Below are 26,175 nucleotides of genomic sequence, written 5' to 3' on the forward strand. Positions count from 1 at the left end.
AGACTTGCAATGAGATGAGGACATGTGAGATCAGTGCAGGCCCAGCAGGCGGGCCATGTCATTGGAAAGGGCCAGAGTCATCATCAGCAGCATGACCAACACGCCAGCGCGTTGCAGCTGCCGGAGCCACCATTCCGAAACGGGGCGGCCGCTCAAACCCTCGAAAAGATAATACATCAGGTGTCCGCCATCGAGCATCGGCAGCGGCAGCAGGTTCAGCACACCCAGGCTGACGCTGACCAGCGCGAGAAAGCTCAGGTACTGGGTCAGGCCCAGCTTGGCGGACTGGCCCGCATAGTCGGCAATCGTGATCGGCCCGCTGAGGTTCTTCAGCGAGGCCTCGCCGATCAGCATGCGGCCGAAGGTCGTCAGGGTCAGTGCCGAGACGTCCCAGGTGCGCTTGGCACCCAGCCACAGCGAGTCCAGCGGCCCATGGCTGACCGTCACCAACTCGGGCGCCGAACCCAGCATGGCCTCGATACGGCCCAGGCGCTGGCCGGCGTCGTTGACGATGCGCGGCCGCACCTCCAGCATCAAGACCTGACCCGCGCGCTCGACCTGCCACTGCATCGCGGGCGCTCGCTCGCCCTCGACGCCCTGGGCGCTGGCGCGTATCAGCTCGCGCAGCGCGGCCGCATCACCGGCCGGCCGGCCATCGACGCTGAGCACCCGGTCGCCGCGCTGCAGCCCGGCCTGCTCGCCGGCACCGCCGGCCACCAGCTCGCCCAGCACCGGCTCGCTGAAAGCACCGCCCAGGCCCACCTCGCGCATCAGCTGCGCATCGAGTTCGCGGCCACGCAAGGCCTCGGTGTCGAGCACCAGCACGCGCCGGCCATGGCCTTGTGCATCGCTGACGCTCAGATGCAGCTTGCCGCCATCGGACAGCACCTGGGTCAGCTGCCAGCGCAGCTCGGGCAGCGACTGCAGCTCGGTCCAGTCCTGGCCATCGCGCGAGGTCGCCTGCACCCAGTCACCGACGCGCATGCCGGCGCGCTCGGCCAGGCTGCCGGCCAGCGGCGCGCCCAGCACGGGCTTGGGCTCATCGACACCCATCAGATTGACCGCCGCGAACAGCGCGATCGCCAGCAGGAAGTTCGCGACCGGGCCGGCCGCAACAATGGCAGCACGTTGGCGCAGCGGCTTGTTGTTGAAGGCCCGGGCGCGCTCGTGCGGCGCCACCGGTCCCTCGCGCTCGTCGAGCATGCGCACATAGCCGCCCAGCGGCAGGGCCGACAAGGTGAACTCGGTGGCATCGGGCCCGTTCTGGCGCCGCCAGATCACGCGGCCGAAGCCCACCGAAAAGCGCAGCACCTTGACGCCGCAGGCCTTGGCCACGCGGTAGTGCCCCCATTCGTGCACGACGATCAGCACGCCCAGGGTCAGCAGAAAAGCCAGGATCGTGACCATCACGCGGCCAGGCCCTGCATCAGCGCCCGGGCATGACGGCGGGCACGCTGGTCCAGCGCCAGCAGGCCCTCGACGCTGGCGCATTCACCGGCCTCGGGATGCAACTCCTCAAGGCTGCGCTGGTTGATCTGGTGGATCTGGTCGAAGCGCAGACGCCGCTCCAGGAAGGCGGCAACCGCCTCCTCGTTGGCGGCGTTCAGCACCGCGGTCGCGCCCTCGGCGGCGCGCAAGGCCTGCCAGGACAGGTGCAGGCCGGGGAAGCGGATCGCATCGGCCTCCTCGAAGGTCAGCGAGGGTCCGCCGACCAGGTCCAGGGTCTTGGCACCGGTCGCGATGCGCTCCGGGAAGGCCAGGCCATAGGCGATCGGCACCCGCATATCGGGCGTGCCGAGCTGAGCCAGCACCGACTGGTCGCGGCACACCACCATCGAATGGATGATGCTTTGCGGATGGATCACGACCTTGATCTGCTCGGGCCTCAGGCCGAACAGCCAGCGCGCCTCGATCACCTCCAGCGCCTTGTTCATCATGGTCGCCGAATCGACCGAGATCTTGCGGCCCATCACCCAGTTCGGGTGGGCGCAGGCCTCGTCGGGCGTGACGGCCGCGAGGCTGGCCGGATCGCGCTGGCGGAAAGGGCCGCCGGACGCGGTCAGCACGATGTGGTCCAGCCGCTGATGCCAGGTCGAGCGGTCCTCGGGCAGGCACTGGAAGATGGCCGAATGCTCGCTGTCGATCGGCAGCAGGCTGGCGCCGCCCTGCTCGACCGCCTGCATGAACAGCGCGCCACCCAGCACAATGGCTTCCTTGTTGGCCAGCAGCAGCTTCTTGCCGGCGCGCGCGGCAGCGATGGCCGGCGCCAGGCCTGCCGAGCCGACGATGGCGGCCATCACCGCATCGACCTCGGGGTGGGCGGCGATCTCGGCCAGGCTGTTCGGGCCGTCCAGCACCTCGGTCTTCAAGCCCTGCTCGCGCAGCAGGCTGCGCAGCTGGGCCGCCAGGACCGGATCGGGCAGCACGGCAAAACGGGGCCGATGCTGCAGGCATTGCGCGGCCAGCTCGTCGACCCGGCTCATCGCGCTGAGCGCGAAGACCTCGTAGCGGTCCGGGTGGCGGGCCAGCACGTCCAGCGTATTGACGCCGATCGAGCCGGTGGCGCCGAGCACGCAAACACGCTGACGTTGGGACAGATTCATTTCAGATGACTCAGAGAACTCAGGGCCAGGGCCAGCGGAAACACCGGCAGCAAGGCATCGACCCGATCCAGCACGCCGCCATGGCCGGGCAGCAGCTGGCTGCTGTCCTTGGCACCGACGGCCCGCTTGATCAGGGACTCGAACAGATCGCCGACCACACTCATGCAGCTCAGGAACAGCAGGGCCAGCACGCCAACGGGCAAGGCCTGAGCCCGCAGCAGGAGCTGATAGAGGCTGGGCGAATCGACCGCCAGATGGCGATCGATGCCAAAAGCCCAGGCAAAGCCCAGCAGCAGCACGCCCAGCATGCCGGTCCAGACCCCCTCCCAGCTCTTGCCGGGGCTGATGGCCGGCGCCAGCTTGCGCCGGCCGAAGGCACGCCCGCCGAAATAGGCCGCGATATCGGCCATCCAGACCAGGCAGAAGATGGACAGCAGGAAATTGATGCCGACGGCCTTGGCCTGGGCCATCGCCAGCCAGGCCGCCCACAGCGCCAGCGCACCGAGAATCAGCCGCAAGGGCTTGGAAGCCTGCGGCCAGGCCGCCGGCCCGCCGCGCAGCGCATAGGCCCCGCCCAGCACCCAGATCAGGGCCGCCAGCCACCAGCACCAGGCCGGCGGTGCGCTCAGGCCCATGGCCAGCAAGGTCCCGGCGCAAAGGCCGGCAATACCGGCGCCGAACAGCAGGGCCGGCAGGCCGGGCAGACCGTTCAGCCGCGACCACTCCCAGCCGGCAGCGGCAATCATCACCAGGGTCAGCAGCGCGAACGGCCAGGGCGAGGCCGCAAACAGGGCCGGCAGCAGAACCGCCAGCAGCACCAGGGCCGTGAGAATGCGCTGTTTGAGCATGCTCAGGCGCCAACCGCAGCCGGCACTTCCTTGACGCCGCCAAAGCGCCGATCACGCGCACGGAAGGCGGCGATCGCCGCATCCAGCTGGGCCTCGCCGAACTCCGGCCACAGGCAGTCGGAGAACACGAACTCGGTGTAAGCCACCTGCCAGAGCATGAAGTTGCTGATGCGCACCTCGCCACCGGTGCGGATGAACAGGTCCGGGTCGGGCGCATAGCTCATCGCCATGAATTCGCCGAGCTTGGCCTCGGTCATCTCCTCAGCCGGCACGCCGGCCTTGATCGCAGCCTTGGTGGCCTGCACGATGTCCCAGCGGCCGCCGTAATTGAAGGCGACGTTGAGGGTCAGCTTGCTGTTGTGGCGGGTCGAGGCCTCGGCCTCGTTCCAGGCATTGCGCAGCTTGTCTGACACCGCCTCGCGGTCGCCGACGATGCGGATGCGCACCCCCATCGCGCCCATGCGCGCCAGATAGCGCGACACCGCCGCCAGCACCAGGCCCATCAGGCCGGAGACCTCGTCGCTGGGCCGCTTCCAGTTCTCGCTGGAGAAGGCGAACACGGTCAGATACTCGATGTCGCGGTCGATGCAGGCCTGCACTACCTTGACCAGGGCATCGACGCCCTGCTTGTGGCCAAAGAAGCGCGGCAGAAAGCGCTTCTTCGCCCAGCGGCCATTGCCATCCATCACGATGGCGATGTGGCGGGGGACCGCCTTGCTCTCGATAGTCACCGCAGCGCTTCCGCTCAAACCGCCATGATCTCGGCTTCTTTGCCGGAGATCAGCTTGTCGATCTCGGCGATCGTGCGGTCGGTCAGCTTCTGCACCTCGTCGGTGCTGCGACGCTCGTCGTCCTCGGTGATCAGCTTGTCCTTCAGCAGCTTCTTGGCCTGCTCGTTGGCGTCGCGGCGCAGATTGCGCACGGCAATCTTGGCATCCTCACCGGCATTGCGCACCACCTTGGTCAGGTCGCGGCGGCGCTCTTCGGTCAGTGCCGGCATCGGCACACGGATCAGATCACCCTGGGTGGCGGGATTCAGGCCCAGATCGGACTCGCGGATCGCCTTCTCGATTTTGGCGCCCATGCCTTTTTCCCAGGGCTGGACGCTGATCGTGCGGGCATCGACCAAGGTGACATTGGCCACCTGGGAGATCGGCACCATGGAGCCGTAATAGTCGACGCTGACCTGATCGAGGATGCCGGGGTGGGCGCGACCGGTGCGTATCTTCTGCAACTCGCTCTTGAAGGACTCCACCGACTTGGCCATCTTCTGTTCGGCCGTCTTCTTGATATCTGCAGTGCTCATGATTCTTGACCTTGCTCTGTCTTAGTCTCTAACGCGGGGCCCGCCTCACACGTGGACCAGCGTGCCCTCGTCTTCGCCCATCACGACGCGCTTGAGCGCACCCGGCTTGAAGATGCTGAACACCTTGATCGGCAGCTTCTGGTCGCGGCACAGCGCGAAGGCGGTGGCGTCCAGCACCTGCAGATTCTTGGCGATGGCCTCGTCGAAGCTGATGCGCGAGTAGCGCGTGGCGTTCGGGTCCTTCTTGGGGTCGGCGCTGTAGACGCCATCCACCTTGGTGGCCTTCAGCACGATCTCGGCGCCGATCTCGGCACCACGCAGCGCGGCGGCGGTGTCGGTCGTGAAGAAGGGGTTGCCGGTGCCGGCCGCGAAGATCACCACCTTGCCCTCTTCGAGGTATTGCAAGGCCTTCGGGCGCACATAGGGCTCGACCACCTGTTCGATCGCGATGGCCGACATCACGCGGGCCGTCATGCCCTCCTGGCGCATCGTGTCGGCCAGGGCCAGGGAATTCATCACCGTGGCCAGCATGCCCATGTAATCGGCGGTGGCGCGATCCATGCCCACCGAGCCGCCGGCGACGCCGCGGAAGATGTTGCCGCCGCCGATCACGACGGCCACCTCGACACCCATTTGCGTGATCTCCCGCACCTCCTGCACCATGCGCACGATGGTGGCACGGTTGATGCCGTAGGCGTCGTCGCCCATCAGGGCCTCGCCGGAGAGTTTGAGCAGGATGCGTTTATGCGCGGGCATTCTTACCTCGTCAATGCTGTTGAGTGCCGCGATTCTTCCAGACCTCGTGGGTCCAAAGTCGCGGGCACAAGTGTAAAGGGCGCCACTGGCGCCCTTTATTTCTGCCGGGGCTTATTGCCCCTTGGCGGCGGCCACCTGAGCGGCCACCTCGGCGGCGAAGTCGTCCACCTTCTTCTCGATGCCCTCACCCACCACGTACAGGGTGAAGCCCTTCACCGTGGTGGCCTTGTCCTTGAGCATCGCGCCCACGGTCTGCTTGCCGTCGGCGGCCTTCACGAAGACCTGGTCCAGCAGCGAGACTTCCTTCAGGAACTTCTGCACCGAACCCTCGACCATCTTGGCGACGATGTCGGCCGGCTTGCCGGACTCGGCAGCCTTCTCGGCAGCGATCTTGCGCTCCTTCTCGACCAGCTCGGCCGGCACATCGGCCGACGACAGCGCAGCCGGCTTCATCGCGGCGATGTGCATGGCGACGTCCTTGGCGGCGACTTCGTCACCGTCGAACTCGACCACCACACCGATGCGGGTGCCGTGCAGATAGGAAGCCAGCTTGGCGCCGGAGGCGTAGCGCTGGAAGCGGCGGATCGACATGTTCTCGCCGATCTTGCCGATCAGGCCCTTGCGCACATCTTCCACGGTCGGGCCGAAGCCTTCTTGCGACAGCGGCAGGGCCGACAGCGCGGCCACATCGGCCGGCGCCTGCTCGGCGATCAGGCCGGCACAGGCGTTGACGAAAGCCAGGAAGGCATCATTCTTCGAGACGAAGTCGGTCTCGCAGTTGACTTCCAGCAGCGCGCCATTGGCACCGACCACGGCGGTGGCAACCACGCCTTCGGCGGTCACGCGCGACGAGGCCTTGCCGGCCTTGTTGCCCAGCTTGACGCGCAGGATTTCCTCGGCGCGGACCAGATCGCCTTCGGCTTCGGTCAGAGCCTTCTTGCATTCCATCATCGGCGCATCGGTGCGGGCGCGCAGCTCGCCGACCATGCTTGCGGTAATAGCAGCCATTTTCTTTCTCCGTTTCTTGCGAGCGCCGTGTGCTTTCGCGCCACCGCACCCTTTTGCATTTGCTTTGAAAAAAGGGGGCTGAACTCAGCCCCCTCTCGCCCAGGCGCTGAAGGCTTAAGCGCCTTCGCTGACTTCCACGAACTCGTCGCCAGCCGGGGCCACGGCTTGCACCAGCTCGTTGCCGGCGTTGGCACGGCCTTCCAGCACCGCGTCGGCCACGGCCTTGGCGTACAGAGCCACGGCCTTGGCCGAGTCATCGTTGCCGGGGATCACGTAGTCGATACCTTCGGGCGAGTGGTTGGTGTCAACCACGCCGATCACCGGAATGCCCAGCTTCTTGGCTTCGGCCACGGCAATCTTGTGATAGCCGACGTCGATCACGAAGATCGCGTCCGGCAGGGCACCCATGTCCTGGATGCCGCCGATGTTCTTTTCCAGCTTGGCCAGGTCACGCTGGAACATCAGCGCTTCCTTCTTGATCGCGGGCTGGGTGCCGGCGTCGACCTGGGCTTGCATGTCCTTCAGGTTCTTCAGCGAGCCCTTGACCGTCTTGAAGTTGGTCATCATGCCGCCCAGCCAACGCTGGTCGACATAAGGCACGCCGGCGCGCTGGGCTTCCAGGGCGATGACTTCACGGGCTTGGCGCTTGGTGCCGATCATCAGCACGGTGCCGCGCTTGGCGGACAGCTGGCGCACGAACTTCATTGCCTCTTCGAACGCGGGCAGCGTCTTCTCGAGGTTGATGATGTGAATCTTGTTGCGATGGCCGTAGATATACGGGGCCATCTTGGGGTTCCAGAAGCGGGTTTGGTGACCAAAGTGGACGCCGGCTTCCAGCATTTCACGCATCGTAACGGACATGGGTAACTCCGAAGGTTGTGTCTAAAATCCGGCTCGAATTGCCCTGCACACTTCAAGCAGCAGCAACACCTTTCGATAGCCGGTTTGCGATTAGTTTTGCGTTGCCTCCCGCCCGGATGAGCAGACTCGCAAACAGCAAAACCCAAAGAGTATACACGACCCATGCCCCACAACCTGAGCGGCGCCCCGCAAGGCCTGCACAGCGGCCCCGTGCGAGCCGCCGACGCGATGCAAGAACCCGTGGCCGCCGAGCCCGCCGATCAGAAGCGGGGAGGCTGAGATGCGCATCGCAGTCATAGGCGCCGGCATCATCGGCGTCAGCACCGCCTACGAGCTCGGCGCGGACGGCCACGAGGTCACCGTGTTCGAGCGCAGCGGCAGCGTCGCGGCCGAGACCAGCTTTGCCAACGCCGGCATCGTCGCGCCCGGCTATGTCGGCCCCTGGGCCGCACCGGGCATGCCAGCCAAGCTGCTGCGCCAGCTGTTCGCCAGCCATGCCGCCGCGCGGCTGGGCGGCCCGCCCAGCGCCGCCACACTGGCCTGGCTGTGGCGCTGGTGGCGGGCCTGCAAGCCCAAGACCCATGCCACAAACCGGCGCCGCATGCATGGGCTGGCGGCTTACAGCGCCGAGCGCCTGCGCACGCTGCGCCAGCAGCTGCAGCTGGACTACGAGCGCGCCGACGGCTATCTGGTGCTGCTGCGCAGCGCGCGCGAGCTCGCCGCCGCCCAGCCGGGCCTGCAACTGCTGGGCGAGCTGGGCGTGGCTCACAAGCTGCTGGACGCCGCGCAGTGCCGGGCCGTCGAGCCCGGCCTGAATCCGGACACCGCGCTGGCCGGCGGCATTCATCTGGCGCAGGACGAGGTCGGCAACTGCCGCCAGTTCACCCATCTGCTGCGCGGCGAGGCCCAGCGCCTGGGCGTGCGCTTTCGCTTCCACACGACGGTGCGCCGCATCGAACCGGGCAGTGCGCCACTGCTGGTGCATGAGTACACGCCGCCCGACGAGGGCCAGATCGTGCGCAACGAAGCCACCAGCCGCGAAGGCCCCTCCACCCTGCCCCAGCCGATCGAGCCGCAGCAGGAGCGCTTCGACGCCATCATCGTCTGCGCCGCGATGGGCTCGGCCGCGCTGCTGCGCCCACTGGGCCTGAAGCTGCCGCTGGCCGCCGTGCATGGCTACTCGATCACCGCGCCGCTGCGCCAGCTCGAGGCCCACCCCGATCTGGGCCCGCGCGCCGGCCTGATGGACGAGCGCTACAAGATCGCGATCAGCCGCATCGGCCAGCGCGTGCGCGTGGCCGGCAGCGCCGAGCTGGGCGGCGACCCGGCCGCCTTCAATGCCAAGGCCATCGCCACCCTGCACAAGGTGCTGCACGACTGGTTTCCCGGCGCCACGCACACGACGCAGACGCAGCGCTGGAAGGGCGCTCGCCCGATGCTGCCCGATGGCCCGCCGGTGCTGGGCGCCAGCGGCGCGGCCGGCGTCTGGCTGAACCTCGGCCACGGCAGCAGCGGCTGGGCGCTGGCCTGCGGCTCGGCGCGCGTGCTGGCCGACCAGCTCGCGGGGCTATCACCGGGCGTCGATGTCGAAGGCCTGGACATCGGCCGTTTGCGCTAATCTGCCCCCATGCGCCCCGCCCTGCGATCGCTCGAGCACCTGCCGCTGCATGGCACGGCCAGCAGTCGCGCGATCGAGGCCCAGGCCTTGCAGACAAGCCGGCCTCACGCGCTGATGCAGCGCGCCGGCGCCGCCGTCGCCAAGCTGGCGCTGGCACTGCAGCCGCATGCCCGCCAGATCTGGTTGCTGTGCGGGCCCGGCAACAACGGTGGCGACGGCCTGGTGGCCGCCCGACTGCTGCAGGCCGCCGGCAAGCAGGTGCGCATCAGCCTGTGCAGCACTGCCGGCCGCGCCGCGCCACCCGATGCCGCCTGGGCCCTGCAGCAGGCGCAGGCGGCCGGCCTGGCGATCGAGACGGTGCTGCCGACCAGCCCGCCCAAGGCCGATCTGCTGATCGACGCCCTGCTGGGCCTGGGGCTGAGCCGCACTCCCGACGGCGCCGCCGCCGAGGCGATTCGCTTGATCAACCACCACCCTGCCCCGACGCTGGCGGTGGACTTGCCCAGCGGCATGGATGGCGACAGCGGCCGAGCCTCACTGAGCGTGCAGGCGCAGCACACGCTGGCGCTGCTGAGCTTGAAGCCCGGCCTGTTCACGGCCGAGGGCCGCAGCCTGTGCGGCGAGATCTGGTGGGACGATTTGGGCCAAGCACCGGCCGGCAGCGCCGATGCGCGGCTGCTGGGGCGACAGGCCTTGCGCGACTGGCGACGGCTCAGCGGACCGCGCGGGCACGCCAGTCACAAGGGCAGCTGGGGCGATGTGCTGGTGGTCGGCGGCGCCACCGGCATGCGCGGCGCCGCCTGGCTGGCAGCGCGCGCGGCCCTGGCGGCGGGCGCCGGCCGCGTCTACGCCTGCCTGCTGCAGGCCGAGGCCAATATCGCTGCGCCGCAGGACCGGCCCGAGCTGATGAGCTGGTCGGAATCGCTGCTGCAGTTTCCGGACAGCTGGCAGCGCCATATCGTGGTGGCGGGCTGTGGCGGCGGCGCGGCGATCGCGGCCCCCTTGCCCGATCTGCTGCGGCACGCACGCCGCCTGGTGCTCGATGCCGACGCGCTCAATGCCATCGCCGCCGACACCCATCTGCGCCAGTTGCTGCGTGCGCGCCAGACCCTGGCTCACCCCAGCCTGCTGACCCCACACCCGCTGGAGGCAGCGCGACTGCTGCAATCCGATACCGCCCAGGTGCAAGCCGACCGGCTCGGCGCCGCGCAGGCGCTGAGCCTGGAATTCGGCTGCACCGTGTTGCTGAAAGGCTCGGGCACGGTGATCGCCAGCCCGCATCAAATGCCGGCCATCAACAGCAGCGGCAGTGCCGCGCTGGCGACGGCCGGCACCGGTGATGTGCTGGCCGGCTGGCTGGGCGGCCTGTGGGCACAGTATCGCGGCGACGACCCGGCCGCCACCCACACCCTCGCCTGCGCCGCCGCCTGCTGGCACGGGCTGGCGGGCGATGCACAAAAAAGCGGCCCGCTGAGGGCCGCCGATCTGATCGAGGGCATGCACGCGCTGCACGCCAGCGACTGAGGCCGCTCAGCGGCGCTTGCGCGTCTCGGTGCTCTTGGCGCTGCCGGAGCGCGCCGTCTTGCGCGCCGCCTTGACCGGATGAGCCAGCGACTTGGCGCCCTTGCCTCCGCTCTTGCCACCCGCCTTGCGCCCCGCCCTGAGCTCGGCCTTGAGCTCACGATCCTGGCGACGCACCTGCTCCAGAGCCTCGCTGGCCGATTCGGGCGCGAGCGCTGCGGCCCGGTCGCTGGCGCCCTTGTCGCGCAGTGCCCGCGCCACCAGGCGCGCCTCGTCCGTGTCCTGCACCAGGCGGAAGTCGATCTTGCGGCCGTCCAGGTCGACGCGGCTGACCTGCACCCGCACCTTGGCGCCGGTCGCGTAGCGGATGCCGGTGCGCTCGCCGCGCAACTCCTGGCGCACCTCGTCGAAGCGGTAGTACTCGCCGCCCAGCTCGGTGATGTGGATCAGGCCCTCGACATAGAGGGCATCGAGCTGCACAAACAGACCGAAGCTGGTTACCGCGTTGACGGTGCCGCTGAACTCCTCGCCCAGATGCTCGCGCATATAGCGGCATTTGAGCCAGGCCTCGACATCGCGCGAGGCCTCGTCGGCGCGGCGCTCGTTGGCACTGCAATGCGCACCGACAACCTCCCAGCGCTCCAGATCATTGCTGACCGTGGCCGGGTTGACCGGCTTGGCGCGGCCGGGGCGCTGCGCCGGCATCGGCACATTCATCTTGGCCGCGTCGAGCAGATAGCGCTTGCCGCCCAGCATGGCCTTGATGACCCGGTGCACCAGCAGGTCGGGATAGCGCCGGATCGGGCTGGTGAAGTGGGTGTAGGCCTGGTAGGCCAGACCGAAATGGCCGGCATTGGCCGAGGTGTAGACGGCCTGCTGCATCGAACGCAGCAGCATGCTGTGGATCTGCTGGGCGTCGGGCCGGTCCTTGGTCGCTGCGGCGATGGCCTGGTACTCGCCGGGCTTGGGGTCGTCGCTGATGCCCAGACCGATGCCCAAGGCGCGCAGATAGGCCTGCAGCGCGATGCGCTTCTCCGGCGTCGGGCCTTCGTGGACGCGGAACAGCGAGTGGTGCTTGGCGCCGGCGATGAAGTCGGCCGCGCAGACATTGGCGGCCAGCATGGCCTCCTCGATCAGGCGGTGGGCCTCGTTGCGGGTGCGCGGCACGATCTTCTCGATGCGGCCGTTGTCGTCGCAGATGATTTGCGTCTCGGTGGTCTCGAAATCCACCGCGCCCCGCTTCTTGCGATCCGCCAGCAGCGCGCGATAGACCTCGTGCAGATGCAGCAGATGCGGCACCAGCTCCTTGCGCTTGGCTGCTTCCGGGCCATGGGTATTGGCCAGCACCGAGGCCACCTCGGTGTAGGTGAAGCGCGCGTGCGAGCGTATCACCGCCGGGTAGAACTGATAGGCATGCGTGACCCCCTCCTGCGTGACCAGCATGTCGCAGACCATGGACAGGCGGTCCTCGTAAGGCACCAGCGAGCACAGGCCGTTGGAGATCTTCTCCGGCAGCATCGGGATCACGCGGCGCGGGAAGTAGACCGAGGTGGCGCGCTCATAGGCATCGTGGTCCAGCGGCTCGCCGGGCTTGACGTAATGGCTGACGTCGGCGATCGCGACCAGCAGGCGCCAGCCGCTGAAGGCGTTCTTGCCACGGCCCTGCTTGTGCGGCTCGCAGTAGACGGCATCATCGAAGTCGCGCGCGTCCTCGCCGTCGATGGTCACCAGCGGCACATCGCGCAGGTCGACGCGCTGCTTCAGATCCACCGCGCGCAAGCGGTCGGGCAGCTTGGCAGCCTGCGCCAGCGTCTCGGCGCTGAAGGCATGCGGCACATCGTATTTGCGCACCGCGATCTCGATCTCCATGCCGGGATCGTCGATCTCGCCCAGCACCTCGACCACGCGACCAACCGGCTGCGAATACAGCGATGGCGGCTCGGTCAACTCGACCGCCACCACCTGACCGGCCACCGCATTGGCGATGCCGTTCTTCGGAATCAGGATGTCCTGACCCATGCGCCGGTCTTCCGGCGCCACGATCCAGATGCCCGACTCCAGCAGCAAGCGGCCGATGATGGGCCGCTTCTTGCGCTCCAGGATCTCCAGCACCCGGCCCTCGGGTCGGCCGCGCTTGTCCATGCGCACGATACGCACGCGCAAGCGGTCGCCGTGCATCACCGCATGCATTTCCTGCGAGGACAGGTAGATGTCCGGCGGCCCGTCATCGGGCAGCAGAAAGCCATGCCCGTCGCGGTGGCCTTGCACCGTGCCTTCGACCTCGCTGAGCAGCGCCGCATTCGTTGCGCCCGCACTCTGCGTGGCGCTTGAGGACTTGATATTTTTGATGATAGAATCCTTGCTTTCCTGAAAGCCCAGGTGGCGGAATTGGTAGACGCACTAGTTTCAGGTACTAGCGGGTAACTCCGTGGAGGTTCGAGTCCTCTCCTGGGCACCAAACATAAAAGGCCAGCACATTGTGCTGGCCTTTTTCATTTCCGAACGAGCCCGAGCCACCGAGCACGGCGCAGCGGCGCGCAGATACAACAAAGCCGACCCGGCATGCTTGCGAGGTCGGCTTGGCTGTCATCGGTATCGTCGGGCCCAGAGTCTCAGACGGCGAATTTCTTGGCCAGCGCATCCGGCCGCAAATCGTCGTACTCCTCGAAAGGCTGGTGGATCCAGGGACTGGTCTCCAGCATCTCGACATAGTAGTCCGGCGTGTAGCTGGACACACCCTTGGTCCAGATCACCGCCGAGCGCAGCTCGCTGATCGAGGGCATGCCGCGCAGGCGCTCGACCACGGCGCGCAGGGTCACGCCCGAGTCGGCCAGATCATCGACCAGCAGCACGCGGCCGGCCAGCTCGCCCTTGGGCATCGTGATGTACTTGGCGATGTCCAGCCGCCCCTGGATCGTGCCGGCCTCGGCGCGGTAGGAGCTGGTCGACATGATGCCCAGCGGCTTGTCGAACACGCGCGACAGCACATCGCCGGGGCGCATGCCGCCACGGGCCAGGCACAGGATCTGGTCGAACTCCCAGCCGGACGCATGCACCTTCAGCGCCAGGCGCTCGATCAGCATGTGGTATTCGTCCCAGGACACGTACAAATGCTTGCCGTCGTCGGTCAACATGGGTTTTTTCTCCTTTGGGGGTCAGGTCGTCTCAGGCTCAGGCCTGGTAGGGATGGCGCAGCACGATGGTGTGGTCGCGGTCGGGGCCGGTCGAGACCATCGCGATCGGCGCGCCGATGACTTCCTGCACGCGCTCCAGATAGCGGCGCGCATTCAGCGGCAGCGCATCCCAGTCGGTCATGCCGAAAGTCGTTTCGGTCCAGCCCGGGAAGGTCTCGAACACCGGCTTGCAGGCCAGGATGTCGTCGGCGTCCAGCGGCAGGATGTCGATCATCTGGCCGTTGAGCTCGTAGCCGATGCACATCTTGACCTCGGCCAGGCCGTCCAGCACGTCCAGCTTGGTCATGCACAGGCCGCTGATGCCGTTGATGATGATGGAGCGCTTCAGTGCGGCGGCATCGAGCCAGCCGCAGCGGCGGGCGCGGCCGGTCACGGTGCCGCGCTCCTGGCCGACGGTGGCCAGGTGATAGCCGACCGTGCCTTCCTTCTCCCACTCCAGCTCGGTCGGGAACGGGCCCGAGCCGACGCGGGTCGTGTAGGCCTTGGTGATGCCCAGCATGTAGTGCAGCATCTGCGGCCCGACACCGGCGCCGGCGGCGGCATTGCCGGCCACGCAGTTGCTCGAGGTCACATAGGGATAGGTGCCGTGATCGATGTCCAGCAGCGTGCCCTGCGCGCCTTCGAACAGGATGTTGGCGCCGGCCTGGTGGGCCTTGTGGATCAGATAGCCCACGTCGGCCATCATGGGCTTGAGCACCTCGGCCATCTTCATGGCCTGGTCGTAGATCGGCTGGAACTCCAGCGCCGTGCCCTTCAGGTAGCCGGTCAGCGCAAAGTTGTGCAGCTCCAGCAGCTCCTTGAGCTTCTTCGCGAAACGCTCGGGATGCTTCAGGTCCTGCACGCGCAACGCGCGGCGTGCGACCTTGTCCTCATAAGCCGGGCCGATGCCCTTGCCGGTGGTGCCGATCTTGCCGCTGCCGCTGCTCTCGCGCAGCGCCTCGCGGGCCTTGTCGACCTCGACATGGAATGGCAGGATCAGCGGGCAGGACTCGGAGATGTAGAGGCGCGAACGCACCTCGACGCCGGCTTTCTCCAGGCGCTCGATCTCGCCCAGCAGATGGGTCGGGTCCAGCACCACGCCGTTGCCGATATAGCAGGCCACGCCGTCGCGCATGATGCCCGACGGGATCAGCTGCAGCGCAGTCTTCACGCCCTTGATCACCAAGGTATGGCCGGCGTTGTGGCCGCCCTGGAAGCGCACCACGCCCTGGGCGTGCGGGGTCATCCAGTCGACCACCTTGCCCTTGCCTTCGTCACCCCACTGGGTGCCCACAACGACCACATTACGGCCGCGCGCTATTTCGCTGTTCGTCATAAAAAACCCGCTCGCTAAGTTTGTTTCGGCGACACGCGGCTCAGAGCGCGCGCACCACCCACTGAGAGTCGACGCGCACCAGTTCGCGGTCGCAGTCGAATTCGTCGCCTTCGTGCTCATGCCCAGGCAGCATGCACACCACCGTCTCGCCCAGCTCGCGCAGCCGGCGGACCGCCGCGCGCAGACTGGCGTCCTCGCCCCAGGGCGCCCGCACCGCCGCACGCAGCGCACTGGCCGGGCTCAGCGCCACCAGCACCTTCAGATCCAGGCTGAAGCCGACGGCCGGGCGGCGCCGGCCGAACACCGCGCCGACCTCGTCATAGCGGCCGCCGCGTAGCACCGCGTCGCTGGAGCCGGCGGCATAGAGCGCGAAGCGCACGCCGCTGTAGTAGGCATAGCCGCTCAGATCGGCCAGATCGAAGCCGAGGCTGACCTCGGGATGGGTCTGCTGCAGATGCGTGGCCAGCCATTGCAGATCGTCCAGCGCCGCCGTGACGGCCGGCGTCCTGGGCAGGCGCTCGCGCGCCTGCGCCAGCACCTCGATGCCACCATACAGCGACAGCAGGGCTTGCAGGCCCTCCCCGGCCGCGGCCGGCAGCTCGCGCGTCAGCAGGCGCAGCGCGGCCGCGTCCTTGGCCGCCAGCGCCGCGACGATGTCGTTCAGCACCGCCGGTGCCGGCTGCACCTCACCGAGCAGGCCCTGAACCAGACGTGCATCGCCCAGATCGATCGCGATATCGCGCACGCCGGCGCGCTGCAAGGCATCCAGCGCCAGCTCCTGCACCTCCAGATCGGCCTCCAGGCCGGCATGGCCATAGATCTCGATGCCGAACTGCAGCGGCTCGCGTGTTGCGTGCAGGCCGGCCGGCCGGGTATGCAGCACCGGGCCGCAGTAGCACAAGCGGGTCACGCCGGCGCGGTTCAGCAGATGGGCATCGATGCGGGCCACCTGGGGGGTGGTGTCAGCGCGTACACCGAGGCTGCGACCGGAGAGCTGATCGACCAGCTTGAAGGTCTTCAGATCGAGCTCGCGACCGGTGCCGGACAAGAGCGAATCCAGATGCTCCAGCAAGGGAGGCATCACCAGCTCACAGCCGTAGGTACGCGCCATATCCAGCAACTCGCGGCGCAACTCTTCGATGCGGCGCGCCTGGGAAGGCAGCACGTCGGCGATGTGCTCGGGCAGCAGCCAAGCAGAGGACATGGAGTTCAGGGGGCGGTTAAAAACGGCATTGTACCGGTCCCGTGCGACCGCCCGGCGAAAGCCCGAGCGCGGCAGCGGATCAGCCCCAGAAGGCGTAGAGCAGCAGCAGGCCGGCGATGATGCTGGACAGACCGACGAAGCGAATCTGCCCGTCGCTCATCGCCAGCATGCGGGCGAAGACCTGGCGCCAGGCGCCGGGGTTGATGAAGGGCAGCAGCCCTTCGATCACCAGCATCAGGGCCAGCGCGCCCAGCAAGGCGTCGCCCATGAGCCCGGCTTATTTGCCGCTCTTGGCGGGCGCCGCAGGGCCACCACCGCGCATGGCCTTGAAGAAGTCGCTGCTGGGGTCGACCACCATCACATCCGACTTGTTGCGGAAGCTGGAGCGATAGGCCTCCAGCGAGCGATAGAACTGGGCAAACTGCGGATCGCGGCCAAAGGCTTCGGCATACAGGGCCGAGGCCTTGGCATCGCCCTCACCCTTGATCTTCTGCGCATCGCGGTAGGCCTCGGCCACGATGACCTCGCGCTGACGATCAGCGTCGGCGCGAATCTTCTCGCCGTCGGCGCCACCGGTCGAGCGCAGCTCGTTGGCAACGCGCTTGCGCTCGGACTCCATGCGACGGTAGACCGAGTCGGTGATGTTGGCGGCGAAGTCGACGCGCTTGATGCGCACGTCCACCACCTCGATACCGAACTGCTTGGCCTCATCCTCCAGGCGCTTGAGCACATCGGTCATGACCTTCTCGCGCTCGGTGGCCAGCACGGCCAGCACGGTGCGCTTGGTCACTTCCTCGTTGAAGGCGGCTTGCACGATGGGGCTCAGCCGGGTCTCGACATTGCGCATGTCGGTGCCGCTGTTGCGGATGAACTGGCGCGGCTCGGAAACCCGCCACTTGACCAGCCAGTCGATCACCAGGCTCTTCTTCTCGGCCGTGAAGATGGCGCGCGAATCGGGACTGTCCAGGGTCTGGATGCGGCGATCCAGGAACACCACGTTCTGGAACGGCGGCGGCATCTTGAACTTCAGGCCCGGCTCGGTGACCACTTCCTTGATCTCGCCCAGCGCATAGACCACGGCGAACTGGCGCTGGTCAACGATGAACAGGGTCGAGCTGGCCAGCATGAAGGCGATCAGGGCGCCGGCAACAATGGAGGCAATGCGATTCATAGTGTTGTCTTCCTTGCCTCAACGACCGTCACGGTCACGGCTGCGCAGACCGTCGCGCGAACGCACATCGGCATTGCCGCTCGGCGTCGTGCTGTCGGGCACGGCGGCCGGCGTCGGCACCGAGGCGGTCACGGTGCCGCCGGCCTGCTGGATCAGCTTGTCCAGCGGCAGATAAAGCAGGTTCGAGCCATTGCGGCTGTCCACCATCACCTTGCTGACATTGGAGTAGACCTGCTGCATCGTGTCGATGTAGAGGCGGTCGCGGGTCACCGCCGGCGCCTTCTGGTATTCGGTCAGCACGCTCTTGAAGCGCTGTGCATCACCCTCGGCCTGCGCCACCACGCGCGACTTGTAGCCCTCGGCCTCCTCGCGCAGCCGCGCGGCGGTGCCCTGGGCCTTGGGGATCACGTCGTTGGCATAGGCCTGGCCCTCGTTCTTCAGGCGCTCGCGGTCGGCGCCGGCCTTGAAGGCATCGTCGAACGCGGCCTGCACCTGCTCGGGTGCCTGCACATTCTGGACATTGACATTGGCCACCAGGATGCCGGCCTTGAGCCGGTCCAGCTGGTTCTGCACCGACTTGGCCAGCTCGGCCGCGATCGCATCGCGCTGCTCGTAGAGCACCGAGTCCATCTTGCTCTTGCCGACGATTTCGCGCACGGCCGACTCGGCCGCCTGGATCACCGCCTCGTCGGGGCCACGGTTCTCGAACAGGTACTCGCGCGAATCCTTCAGCCGGTACTGCACGGTGAAGCGGATGTCGACGATGTTCTCGTCCAGAGTCAGCATCGAGGAGTCGCGCAGGCCGGTGGCCTGGGCCACCGCATTGCGGCCCACCTCGACCGAGCGCAGCTGGGTCACCGAGACGATTTCATTGGCCTGAAAGGGATAAGGCAGGCGCCAGTTGAAGCCGGCATCGACCGTCTTGCTGTACTTGCCGAAGGAAGTCACGACCGCCTGCTGGCCTTCCTGCACGATGTAGAAGCCGCTACCCAGCCAGCCCAGCGCGACGACGCCGGCGATCAGGCCGACGCCGATGCCGGCGCTCTTCATATCGGGCTGGAAGCCATTGCCGCCACCGCCGCCGCTGGGTGGGGTGTTGTTGCCGCCGCCCTTGCCGCCGAACATGCCGCTGAGCTTGCGATTGAAGTCGCGCCAGAGCTCGTCCAGGTCCGGCGGGCCATCGTTGCGGCCATTGCTCAGATGGCGGCCCTCGCGCCAGTCACGGCGCAGCAGACCGCCGATCAGGGCTCGCGTGGCTGCCGCCAGGGCGCTGAGTCGCTGCCCAGGCTGGGCGGCGCTCACGGGCTCAAAGGTATTCATGCTCTTGCCTGTCATTGGTGTTGTAGGGCGGTGGCGGCATTTTCCGCACTTTCGCCTGCTTCAGATGGGGTCAGCTCTTGCGCATTCAAGTCTGCGGCCGGCGCGATGCCCATGGCCGCAACGATCTGGGCCCGCAGCACATCCAGGCCCTGGCCGGTCAGCGCGCTGACAAACACGCGCGGCACCCGCAGGCCGCCCGGACGCTCGATCCAGTCCAGCGCTGCGCGCGGCCGCTGATTCTCGTCCAGCATGTCCTGCTTGTTGTAGACCAGGATCTGCGGGATGTCGGCAGCGCCGATCTCGTCGAGCACCCGCTCGACCTCGACCATCTGCTCGTCCAGCGTCGCGCTGGCGGCATCCACCACATGCAAGAGCAGATCGGCCTCGGCCGCCTCCTGCAAGGTGGCCTTGAAGGCCTCGACCAGCTTGTGCGGCAGATCGCGGATGAAACCCACCGTGTCGGACAGCGAGACACTGGCGCCGGCCGCCTCCAGGTACAGCGAGCGGGTGGTGGTGTCCAGGGTCGCAAACAGCTGGTTGGCCGCATAGGCGCGCGCCTTCACCAGCGCATTGAACAGCGTGGACTTGCCGGCATTGGTGTAGCCGACCAGCGAGACGCGGAACACGCTGTTGCGCTCGCGCGCGCGGCGCTGGGTCGTGCGCTGGCGCTGCACCTTCTTGAGCCGCTCCTTGGTGACCTTGATGCGGTCGTCGATCATGCGGCGGTCCAGCTCGATCTGGGCTTCGCCGGGGCCGCCGCGCATGCCGATGCCGCCGCTCTGGCGCTCCAGGTGGCTCCAGCGCCGCACCAGGCGCGTGGCCAGGTATTGCAGCCGCGCCAGCTCGACCTGCAGCTTGCCCTCATGGCTTTGCGCCCGGGCCGCGAAGATTTCGAGAATCAGCGCGGTGCGATCGGCCACCGGCACGCCGAGCACGCGCTCCAGATTGCGCTGCTGGGCCGGCGAGATCGCCTGGTCGAACAGGACCGTGTGGGCCTGGTGCGCTTGCACCAGCAGCTTGATCTCGTCGGCCTTGCCGGAGCCGACGAACAGCGCCGCATCGGGCGCCTGGCGGCGCGCGATCACCTTGGCCACCGGCGTGTCGCCGGCCGATTCGGCCAGCAAGGCCAGCTCGTCCAGGGTGGGATCGAAAGTCGATGCGTAGCTCGAGGAACGGCCGAAATCGACGCCGACGAGAATGGCGCGCGCCGCCTCTAAGGGCGGCGACGCGAGCGTGGAGGATGGGGAGGAACTCAAGGTTTTGCGATGGGGCTGCTGCCCCGCGCGTTCAAGTGGCTTCGCCGGCGCCGCCATCGGCAGCGTGGAAATTCACCGCGCGACCGGGCACCACGGTGGAAATGGCGTGCTTGTAAACCATCTGCGTCACGGTATTGCGCAGCAAGACCACGTACTGGTCGAAGGACTCGATATGCCCTTGCAATTTGATGCCGTTGACCAGGTAAATGGACACCGGCACATGCTCTTTGCGCAGCAGATTCAGGAAGGGATCTTGCAAGAGTTGGCCTTTGTTGCTCACGATATGCTCCGTGTTGGAAGGGGAGTTGGGTTGGAAGGCTTCCACCTTAACACAGGGAAAGCAGGGTTGCCCCGAATGCCGGAATCGTCTTTATTCTTTATCGGCGAACGGATTCTTTGACGAGCGCATCTCGATGCGCAGCGGCGTACCGGTCAGCTTGTAGTGGGCGCGGATGCGGCCCTCCAGATAGCGCTTGTAGACCTCGGTGATGCCCTCCAGCGAGTTGCCGTGGACGATCACGATGGGCGGATTCATGCCGCCCTGGTGGGCGTAGCGCAGCTTGGGCCGGAAATGGCCGCTGCGCTTGGGCGTCTGGTGCTCGACCGCTTCCTGGATCAGGCGCGTCAGCACCGGCGTGGTCATCTTCTTGAAGGCCGAGGCGTAGGCGTCGGCCATCGCGTTCCACAGCGGGCCCAGGCCCTGGCGCTTGAGCGCCGAGATATTGTGGATGGGCGCGAACTTCAGAAAGGCCAGGCGCTGCTCGATCGAGCGCTGCAGTTGCTCGCGCTGGTAGCTGTCGATCGCATCCCATTTGTTGACGGCCAGCACCACGGCGCGGCCGCTGTCGAGGATGTAGCCGGCAATATGGGCGTCCTGGTCGGACACACCCTGGGTCGCGTCCAGCAGCAGCAGCACGACATTGGCATCGGCAATCGCCTGCAGGGTCTTGACCACCGAGAACTTCTCGATCGCCTCGAACACCTTGCCCTTGCGGCGCAGGCCGGCGGTGTCGATCAGCTGGAACTTCTGGCCGTTGCGCTCAAAGTCGACCGAGATCGCATCGCGCGTGGTGCCGGGCATGTCGTAGGCCACCAGGCGTTCTTCGCCCAGCCAGGTGTTGATCAGCGTGCTCTTGCCCACGTTCGGGCGGCCAGCCACGGCCAGGCGGATCACGCCATCTTCTTCCGGCCCGGCCTCCTCGTCCTCCTCGAACTCGAAGGGCTCCAGCACCGCCTCCAGCAGGCTGCGGATGCCCTGGCCATGGGCCGCCGAAATCGGATGCGGCTCGCCCATGCCCAGCTCATGGAACTCGGCCAGCAGCGGCGACTCGCTCATGCCCTCGGCCTTGTTGACGGCCAGGAAGATGCGCTTGTTGGCCTGCCGCAGATAGCGCGCGATGTCCTGATCCTGGCCCGACAGGCCGGTGCGCACATCGACAACGAAGACCACCGCATCGGCCTCGGCCACCGCCTGGCGGGTCTGCTTGGCCATCTCCTTGACGATGCCGGTCGTGCTGTCGGGCTCGAAGCCGCCGGTGTCGATGACGATGAAGTCGCGCGCGCCCAGGCGGCCATCGCCGTAATGGCGGTCGCGAGTCAGCCCGGCAAAGTCGGCCACGATGGCGTCACGACTCTTGGTCATGCGGTTGAACAGCGTGGACTTGCCCACATTGGGGCGGCCGACCAGGGCGATGACGGGTTTCATGATCTTCTTGTTCTTTTCTCTGACGTTGGGCGGCGCGCTTGCTCGGCCTTATTCAGGCTTGATCGCAAACAAACCGCCATTGCGGGTGGCGACCAGCACGGTGCCACCCAGGGCCACCGGTGCGGCCACGATGGGCGAACCATCGGTGGCCAGACGCGCGCGGGTCTTGCCGGTGTCGCGCGCGACGATGTGCACATAGCCTTCGAAATCGCCGATCAGCAGGCTGCTGCCCATGCTCAGCGGCGCGCTCAGCTTGCGGTTCAGGAACTGCTCGGCCGTCCAGGCCACATCGCCGTTGGCGATCTTCCAGGCGGTCAGGCGGTCCGAACCATCGGCACCGAAGACAAATTGCGCATCACCGCCGACACCCTGGGTGCCGCCGGTATTGCGGCTCCAAAGCGCGCTGCCGCGCTCGGCATTGACGCAGCCCACCGCCGACTGGAAGGCGCGGGCGCACAGGATCTCGCCCTGGCGCAGCAGCGGGCCGACCAGATCGGCCAGACGCTCGACCTCGTTGGTGCCGCGCGGGTTGGCCACGCTGGCCTCCCAGCGCAAAGTGCCACGCAGCGGATCGACGCCGGCCAGACGGGCGCCCTGCCCGACCACCAGCGTGTCCTTGTAGGCCGCGATCACGCCGGGCTGCAGCAGGGTCAGCGGATCGCCGGGGCGGCGCAGATCCCACAGGCGGCGGCCGTCCAGCGCATCGAAGGCCAGCACCTGGCGATCCACGGTCAGCACGAACACGCGCTCGCCGGCCACCAGCGGCGCGGCGCGCACGGTCGAGGTCAGCGTCTTGCGCCAGACCGGCTGGCCGGCGTCCAGCACCACCAGCTCGTTGTTGCGGGTCACGACGGCGGCAAAGCGCCCGTCGCTGCCGACGCCGGCATTGAGCTTGGCACCGGCTTCGCCGCGCCACAGCAGCGCGCCGCTGTCGGCCTGCAGCGACTGCACGACGCCGTCCGAGCTGGCGACGATGAACTGCTGGCCGGCGGTCGCAATCGACAGCGGGAACTGCAGGCCGTCCTGCTTGAGGCTCCAGACCACGCGCTCGGCGCCCGCAGAAGCCACGGCCTCCAGCGGCGCCGGCTTGGGTGCGTTGGAAGGATTGAAGACCGAGCAGGCGCTCAGCGCGACGGCCAGCAGCAGGCCGCTCAGCGGTTTGACGGCGGCCCTCATTTCGCGGCTCCGGATGCGGCGGCGGCCACCTCATCGGGCGGGGTCACGCCCAGCATGGCCAGCTTGGCCTCGATCAGGCGGCGGTAGTCCAGGGTCTTGTCCATCGCGGCATAGGCCTTCAGATACTCGGTCTTGGCCTGATCCGGCTTGGCCTGCAGCACGGCCAGGTCGCCACGGCGATCCGCCACCAGCGCGGCAAAGTCGGCCGACTTGACGCCGTCCAGGGTCTTGGCGGCCTCGTCATACTGCTTGGCATCGAGCTGCAAGCCGGCCAGACGCAGACGCGCAATATCGCGGTACTCGCCCTCGCCGGCCGACTCGGCGGCCCAGGCCAGGCTGGCCTTGGCGGCATCCAGCTGGCCCTTGTCGGTCTGCACCTTGGCGGCCAGCAGCGCCGCCTGGGCGGTGTAGGCGGTGCGCGGGAAGCGCTCCTTCATATCGGCAAAGACGCGCCCGGCGCGCTCGGCATCGCCGGCCTGCACGCCGCGGTCCAGCTCATCGAACATCGCGGCGGCCTTGACGGCCTGCTCGCGCTGCCAGTAGTTCCAGCCATTCCAGCCCGCGAATGCCGTCAGCGCCAGGGTCAGGCCCCAGGTGATCAGGTTGCCGTAGCGCTTCCAAAAGGCCTTCAGCCGGTCCAGCTGTTCCTGTTCTTCCAGATCGAGATGAGACGCCATGAGGGAAAGTGTTCTTGTAAGAGGGGGAAGGAATGAGCCGCGATTATGCGTTGAGCCGGAGTTCACCGGCCCAGTCGGCCACCTGGGCCAGACTGCGGGTGAACTGGGCGGCCGCCGCGTCGCGCAGCGGCTTGACCGCCACCAGGCCTTGGGCCAGCTCGTCGGGGCCGAACACCAGCGCGAAAGCCGCACCCGAGGCGTCGGCCTTCTTGAACTGCGACTTCATGCTGGACTGGCCCGGATGCAGGACCACCGAGACGCCGGCGGCACGCAACTGCTCCAGCGCCACCATCACCTGCGGCAAGCCTTCGGCCGAGGGCACGATGGCATAGGCATCCGGCTGCGGCACCTCGACCGGCGCACCGACCTCTTCCAGCAACAGCAGCATGCGCTCCAGGCCCATGCCGAAGCCCACCGCCGGCGCCGGCTTGCCGCCCAGTTGCTCGATCAGGCCGTCGTAGCGGCCGCCGCCACAGACCGTGCCCTGCGAGCCGAGCTTGTCGGTCATCCACTCGAACACGGTCAGGTTGTAATAGTCCAGGCCGCGCACCAGGCGCGGATTGATCGTGTACTTGACGCCGGCCGCATCGAGGATGGCGCGCACGCCGTTGAAATGCGCCAGCGAGGCGTCGCCGAGGAAGTCCAGCAGCCGAGGCGCCGCATTGGCCATCTGCTGCAGCGCCGGGTTCTTGGTATCCAGCACGCGCAGCGGGTTGGTGTAGAGGCGGCGCTGGCTGTCTTCGTCCAGCAGTTCCTTGTGCGCCTCCAGGTGCGCGATCAGGGCCTCGCGGTGAGCGCGGCGCTCGTCCGGCGAGCCCAGGCAGTTCAGCTCCAGACGCACATGCTCGTCCTCGACCAGGCCCAGCTCGCGCAGCAGGCGGCTGCCCATCAGTATCACCTCGGCATCGACATCCGGGCCATTGAAGCCCAGCGCCTCGACGCCCATCTGGTGGAACTGCCGGTAGCGGCCCTTCTGCGGTTTCTCGCGGCGGAACATCGGGCCGAAGTAGTAGAGCCGCCGGCCGGAGTCGCGCAGATAGCTGTGCTCGATCATCGCCCGCACCACACCGGCCGTCATCTCGGGGCGCAGCGCCAGATGCTCGGCCTGGCCGTGCTTGTCGGCACGGTCCTCGAAGGCGTACATCTCCTTCTCGACGATGTCGGTCACCTCGCCGATGCCGCGCACGAACAGCGCCGTCGGCTCGACGATGGGCGTGCGCACATTCTGATAGCCATAGCGCTGCAAGACGCTGCGCATCTTCGCCTCCAGCCACTCCCAGCGCGCCGATTCCGGCGGCAGGATGTCATTCATGCCCTTCACCGCCTGCAGCGGCTGCATCTTCTTCTGCTCAGTCATGGATTCAAGCCGTGGCGCCGAAGCGCTTCTCGATGTAGTTCTCGACCAGCGCGTGGAACTCGGTGGCGATGTTCTCGCCGCGCAGGGTCAGGGCCTTCTCGCCGTCGATGAAGACGGGCGCGGCCGGGGCCTCGCCGGTGCCGGGCAGGCTGATGCCGATATCGGCATGCTTGCTCTCGCCGGGGCCGTTGACGATGCAGCCCATCACGGCCACCTTCATGTTCTCGACGCCAGGGTACTTGCTGCGCCAGACAGGCATCTGCGCGCGCAGGAAGTCGTCGATCTGCTTGGCCAGCTCCTGGAAGGTGGTACTGGTCGTGCGGCCGCAACCGGGGCAGGCGGTGACGCTGGGATTGAAGGCGCGCAGGCCCAGCGACTGCAGGATCTCGGAGGCGATCACCACCTCCTGGGTGCGCGACTCGCCGGGCTGCGGCGTCAGCGAGACGCGGATGGTGTCGCCAATCCCTTCCTGGGCCAGGATGCCCAAGGCCACGCTGGAAGCCACCGTGCCCTTGGTGCCCATGCCGGCCTCGGTCAGGCCCAGGTGCAGCGCATAGTCGCAGCGCGCGGCCAGCGCGCGATAGACCGAGATCAGGTCCTGCACACCGCTGACCTTGCAGCTGATGATGATGTTGTCGGGGTTCAGGCCCAGCTCGCGCGCATAGTCGGCCGAGCTCAGGGCCGACTGCACCAGCGCCTGGTACATCACCTGCTTGGCGTCCCAGGGCTCGGCGCGCAGCGCGTTCTCGTCCATCATCTGGGCCAGCAGCTCCTGGTCCAGGCTGCCCCAGTTGACACCGATGCGCACGACCTTGTCGTACTTGACCGCCGCCTCGATCATCATCGCGAACTGGCGGTCCTTCTTGTCGCCCTTGCCGACATTGCCGGGATTGATGCGGTACTTGGACAGCGCCTGCGCCATCGCCGGGTGCTCGGTCAGCAGGCGATGGCCGTTGTAGTGGAAGTCGCCGATCAGCGGCACGTCGATGCCCATGCGGTCGAGCTGATCGCGGATCGCCGGCACCGCATCGGCGGCCTCGGGCGTGTTGACGGTGATGCGCACCATCTCCGAGCCGGCGATCGCCAGCTCCTTGATCTGGATGGCGGTGCCGATCGCGTCGACCGTGTCGGTATTGGTCATCGACTGCACCCGCACCGGCGCAGCGCCCCCCACCGTCACGATACGCGAACCCCAGCGCACCGTGGCCTGGCGCGAACGGCGCGCGGCCGGGTTGGCCGCCTCGATGGCCTGTGCAATCGTGCTTTGCGTGTCAATCAT

General features: G+C 67.4%; 24 protein-coding genes and 1 tRNA gene. 3 read left to right on the plus strand and 22 right to left on the minus strand.

Features of this window, described 5'->3' with window-relative positions; genetic code table 11:
• Nucleotides 1-30: 30 nt before the first annotated feature.
• The 8 genes from rseP to rpsB form a co-directional block, all read right to left on the minus strand.
• Nucleotides 31-1,410, minus strand: coding sequence for an RIP metalloprotease RseP (gene rseP, locus O5M90_RS07610; protein WP_262969548.1), 1,380 nt, complete (start codon nt 1,408-1,410; stop codon nt 31-33).
• A complete protein-coding gene (locus O5M90_RS07615) occupies nt 1,407-2,603 on the minus strand; it encodes a 1-deoxy-D-xylulose-5-phosphate reductoisomerase (RefSeq protein WP_269840553.1) in 1,197 nt (398 codons plus the stop codon). The genes rseP and O5M90_RS07615 overlap by 4 nt, the downstream gene beginning before the upstream one ends.
• On the minus strand, nt 2,600-3,451 hold the full coding sequence (locus tag O5M90_RS07620) for a phosphatidate cytidylyltransferase (RefSeq protein ID WP_269840554.1): 852 nt from the start codon (nt 3,449-3,451) through the stop codon (nt 2,600-2,602). The genes O5M90_RS07615 and O5M90_RS07620 overlap by 4 nt, the downstream gene beginning before the upstream one ends.
• A 2-nt stretch (nt 3,452-3,453) precedes the next feature.
• Entirely contained in the window at nt 3,454-4,182 is a 729-nt protein-coding gene (gene uppS, locus O5M90_RS07625; RefSeq protein ID WP_269840555.1) for a polyprenyl diphosphate synthase, read from the minus strand.
• 14 nt (nt 4,183-4,196) lie between these two features.
• Nucleotides 4,197-4,757, minus strand: a complete 561-nt coding sequence (frr, locus tag O5M90_RS07630; RefSeq protein ID WP_137941767.1) for a ribosome recycling factor — start codon at nt 4,755-4,757, stop codon at nt 4,197-4,199.
• Nucleotides 4,758-4,802: 45 nt separating this feature from the next.
• Nucleotides 4,803-5,513 (minus strand): UMP kinase, encoded by a 711-nt coding sequence (pyrH, locus tag O5M90_RS07635; RefSeq protein ID WP_137941766.1) that lies wholly within the window; start codon nt 5,511-5,513, stop codon nt 4,803-4,805.
• Between the two features lie 111 nt (nt 5,514-5,624).
• On the minus strand, nt 5,625-6,521 hold the full coding sequence (gene tsf, locus O5M90_RS07640) for a translation elongation factor Ts (protein WP_137941765.1): 897 nt from the start codon (nt 6,519-6,521) through the stop codon (nt 5,625-5,627).
• A gap of 114 nt (nt 6,522-6,635) precedes the next feature.
• The gene (gene rpsB, locus O5M90_RS07645) at nt 6,636-7,382 is read right to left on the minus strand and encodes a 30S ribosomal protein S2 (protein ID WP_137941764.1); all 747 of its coding nucleotides are present in this window, start codon (nt 7,380-7,382) and stop codon (nt 6,636-6,638) included.
• A 280-nt stretch (nt 7,383-7,662) separates the two neighbouring features.
• Here rpsB and O5M90_RS07650 point away from each other — a divergent pair, with 280 nt between their 5' ends.
• Both O5M90_RS07650 and O5M90_RS07655 read left to right on the plus strand, forming a co-directional pair.
• Nucleotides 7,663-9,000 carry an FAD-dependent oxidoreductase gene (locus tag O5M90_RS07650; RefSeq protein WP_269840557.1) on the plus strand — a complete coding sequence of 446 codons (1,338 nt, stop codon included), beginning with the start codon at nt 7,663-7,665 and terminating at the stop codon, nt 8,998-9,000.
• A 9-nt stretch (nt 9,001-9,009) separates the two neighbouring features.
• On the plus strand, nt 9,010-10,524 hold the full coding sequence (locus O5M90_RS07655) for an NAD(P)H-hydrate dehydratase (RefSeq protein ID WP_269840558.1): 1,515 nt from the start codon (nt 9,010-9,012) through the stop codon (nt 10,522-10,524).
• 6 nt (nt 10,525-10,530) lie between these two features.
• Here the strand turns inward: O5M90_RS07655 and rnr are convergent, their stop codons facing one another.
• A complete protein-coding gene (gene rnr, locus O5M90_RS07660; protein WP_440401922.1) occupies nt 10,531-12,789 on the minus strand; it encodes a ribonuclease R in 2,259 nt (752 codons plus the stop codon).
• Between the two features lie 105 nt (nt 12,790-12,894).
• Between rnr and O5M90_RS07665 the strand changes: the two genes are divergently transcribed.
• Nucleotides 12,895-12,979, plus strand: a tRNA-Leu gene (locus O5M90_RS07665).
• Nucleotides 12,980-13,133: 154 nt separating this feature from the next.
• On the opposite strand, the gene O5M90_RS07670 is transcribed toward O5M90_RS07665, so the two are convergent.
• The 13 genes from O5M90_RS07670 to ispG form a co-directional block, all read right to left on the minus strand.
• A complete protein-coding gene (locus O5M90_RS07670; RefSeq protein WP_137941760.1) occupies nt 13,134-13,655 on the minus strand; it encodes a phosphoribosyltransferase in 522 nt (173 codons plus the stop codon).
• Nucleotides 13,656-13,692: 37 nt separating this feature from the next.
• Nucleotides 13,693-15,030 (minus strand): adenylosuccinate synthase, encoded by a 1,338-nt coding sequence (locus tag O5M90_RS07675; protein ID WP_137941759.1) that lies wholly within the window; start codon nt 15,028-15,030, stop codon nt 13,693-13,695.
• A 40-nt stretch (nt 15,031-15,070) separates the two neighbouring features.
• On the minus strand, nt 15,071-16,234 hold the full coding sequence (locus tag O5M90_RS07680; RefSeq protein WP_269840559.1) for an ATP phosphoribosyltransferase regulatory subunit: 1,164 nt from the start codon (nt 16,232-16,234) through the stop codon (nt 15,071-15,073).
• A 79-nt stretch (nt 16,235-16,313) separates the two neighbouring features.
• Nucleotides 16,314-16,502: a DUF2065 domain-containing protein gene (locus O5M90_RS07685; protein ID WP_269840560.1), complete on the minus strand. Its 189-nt coding sequence runs from the start codon at nt 16,500-16,502 to the stop codon at nt 16,314-16,316.
• A 9-nt stretch (nt 16,503-16,511) separates the two neighbouring features.
• Complete coding sequence (hflC, locus tag O5M90_RS07690; RefSeq protein ID WP_137941756.1) at nt 16,512-17,405, minus strand: protease modulator HflC; 894 nt, start codon at nt 17,403-17,405, stop codon at nt 16,512-16,514.
• Nucleotides 17,406-17,423: 18 nt separating this feature from the next.
• Complete coding sequence (hflK, locus tag O5M90_RS07695) at nt 17,424-18,725, minus strand: FtsH protease activity modulator HflK (RefSeq protein WP_269840561.1); 1,302 nt, start codon at nt 18,723-18,725, stop codon at nt 17,424-17,426.
• Nucleotides 18,726-18,736: 11 nt separating this feature from the next.
• Nucleotides 18,737-19,981, minus strand: a complete 1,245-nt coding sequence (gene hflX / locus O5M90_RS07700) for a GTPase HflX (RefSeq protein ID WP_262969557.1) — start codon at nt 19,979-19,981, stop codon at nt 18,737-18,739.
• A gap of 31 nt (nt 19,982-20,012) precedes the next feature.
• Nucleotides 20,013-20,261 (minus strand): RNA chaperone Hfq, encoded by a 249-nt coding sequence (hfq, locus tag O5M90_RS07705; RefSeq protein WP_137941753.1) that lies wholly within the window; start codon nt 20,259-20,261, stop codon nt 20,013-20,015.
• A gap of 90 nt (nt 20,262-20,351) precedes the next feature.
• The gene (gene der / locus O5M90_RS07710; RefSeq protein ID WP_137941752.1) at nt 20,352-21,686 is read right to left on the minus strand and encodes a ribosome biogenesis GTPase Der; all 1,335 of its coding nucleotides are present in this window, start codon (nt 21,684-21,686) and stop codon (nt 20,352-20,354) included.
• A 48-nt stretch (nt 21,687-21,734) separates the two neighbouring features.
• Nucleotides 21,735-22,862: an outer membrane protein assembly factor BamB gene (gene bamB, locus O5M90_RS07715; protein WP_269840562.1), complete on the minus strand. Its 1,128-nt coding sequence runs from the start codon at nt 22,860-22,862 to the stop codon at nt 21,735-21,737.
• A complete protein-coding gene (locus O5M90_RS07720) occupies nt 22,859-23,539 on the minus strand; it encodes a YfgM family protein (protein WP_269840563.1) in 681 nt (226 codons plus the stop codon). The genes bamB and O5M90_RS07720 overlap by 4 nt, the downstream gene beginning before the upstream one ends.
• A 43-nt stretch (nt 23,540-23,582) precedes the next feature.
• Entirely contained in the window at nt 23,583-24,896 is a 1,314-nt protein-coding gene (hisS, locus tag O5M90_RS07725) for a histidine--tRNA ligase (RefSeq protein ID WP_269840564.1), read from the minus strand.
• A gap of 4 nt (nt 24,897-24,900) precedes the next feature.
• Nucleotides 24,901-26,175, minus strand: coding sequence for a flavodoxin-dependent (E)-4-hydroxy-3-methylbut-2-enyl-diphosphate synthase (ispG, locus tag O5M90_RS07730; RefSeq protein ID WP_262969561.1), 1,275 nt, complete (start codon nt 26,173-26,175; stop codon nt 24,901-24,903).

Origin of the sequence: Paucibacter sp. M5-1, assembly GCF_027498415.2 — a bacterium.
GTDB lineage: Bacteria > Pseudomonadota > Gammaproteobacteria > Burkholderiales > Burkholderiaceae_C > Roseateles_E.

Bases quoted from the DNA above. Each gene is read 5' to 3' on its own strand.
- O5M90_RS07615 (WP_269840553.1), bottom strand. From the start codon at position 2,603: ATGAATCTGTCCCAACGTCAGCGTGTTTGCGTGCTCGGCGCCACCGGC.
- O5M90_RS07620 (WP_269840554.1), bottom strand. From the start codon at position 3,451: ATGCTCAAACAGCGCATTCTCACGGCCCTGGTGCTGCTGGCGGTTCTG.
- frr (WP_137941767.1), bottom strand. From the start codon at position 4,757: ATGAGCACTGCAGATATCAAGAAGACGGCCGAACAGAAGATGGCCAAG.
- pyrH (WP_137941766.1), bottom strand. From the start codon at position 5,513: ATGCCCGCGCATAAACGCATCCTGCTCAAACTCTCCGGCGAGGCCCTG.
- tsf (WP_137941765.1), bottom strand. From the start codon at position 6,521: ATGGCTGCTATTACCGCAAGCATGGTCGGCGAGCTGCGCGCCCGCACC.
- rpsB (WP_137941764.1), bottom strand. From the start codon at position 7,382: ATGTCCGTTACGATGCGTGAAATGCTGGAAGCCGGCGTCCACTTTGGT.
- O5M90_RS07650 (WP_269840557.1), top strand. From the start codon at position 7,663: ATGCGCATCGCAGTCATAGGCGCCGGCATCATCGGCGTCAGCACCGCC.
- O5M90_RS07655 (WP_269840558.1), top strand. From the start codon at position 9,010: ATGCGCCCCGCCCTGCGATCGCTCGAGCACCTGCCGCTGCATGGCACG.
- O5M90_RS07670 (WP_137941760.1), bottom strand. From the start codon at position 13,655: ATGTTGACCGACGACGGCAAGCATTTGTACGTGTCCTGGGACGAATAC.
- O5M90_RS07675 (WP_137941759.1), bottom strand. From the start codon at position 15,030: ATGACGAACAGCGAAATAGCGCGCGGCCGTAATGTGGTCGTTGTGGGC.
- O5M90_RS07680 (WP_269840559.1), bottom strand. From the start codon at position 16,234: ATGTCCTCTGCTTGGCTGCTGCCCGAGCACATCGCCGACGTGCTGCCT.
- O5M90_RS07685 (WP_269840560.1), bottom strand. From the start codon at position 16,502: ATGGGCGACGCCTTGCTGGGCGCGCTGGCCCTGATGCTGGTGATCGAA.
- hflC (WP_137941756.1), bottom strand. From the start codon at position 17,405: ATGAATCGCATTGCCTCCATTGTTGCCGGCGCCCTGATCGCCTTCATG.
- hflK (WP_269840561.1), bottom strand. From the start codon at position 18,725: ATGAATACCTTTGAGCCCGTGAGCGCCGCCCAGCCTGGGCAGCGACTC.
- der (WP_137941752.1), bottom strand. From the start codon at position 21,686: ATGAAACCCGTCATCGCCCTGGTCGGCCGCCCCAATGTGGGCAAGTCC.
- bamB (WP_269840562.1), bottom strand. From the start codon at position 22,862: ATGAGGGCCGCCGTCAAACCGCTGAGCGGCCTGCTGCTGGCCGTCGCG.
- O5M90_RS07720 (WP_269840563.1), bottom strand. From the start codon at position 23,539: ATGGCGTCTCATCTCGATCTGGAAGAACAGGAACAGCTGGACCGGCTG.
- hisS (WP_269840564.1), bottom strand. From the start codon at position 24,896: ATGACTGAGCAGAAGAAGATGCAGCCGCTGCAGGCGGTGAAGGGCATG.
- ispG (WP_262969561.1), bottom strand. From the start codon at position 26,175: ATGATTGACACGCAAAGCACGATTGCACAGGCCATCGAGGCGGCCAAC.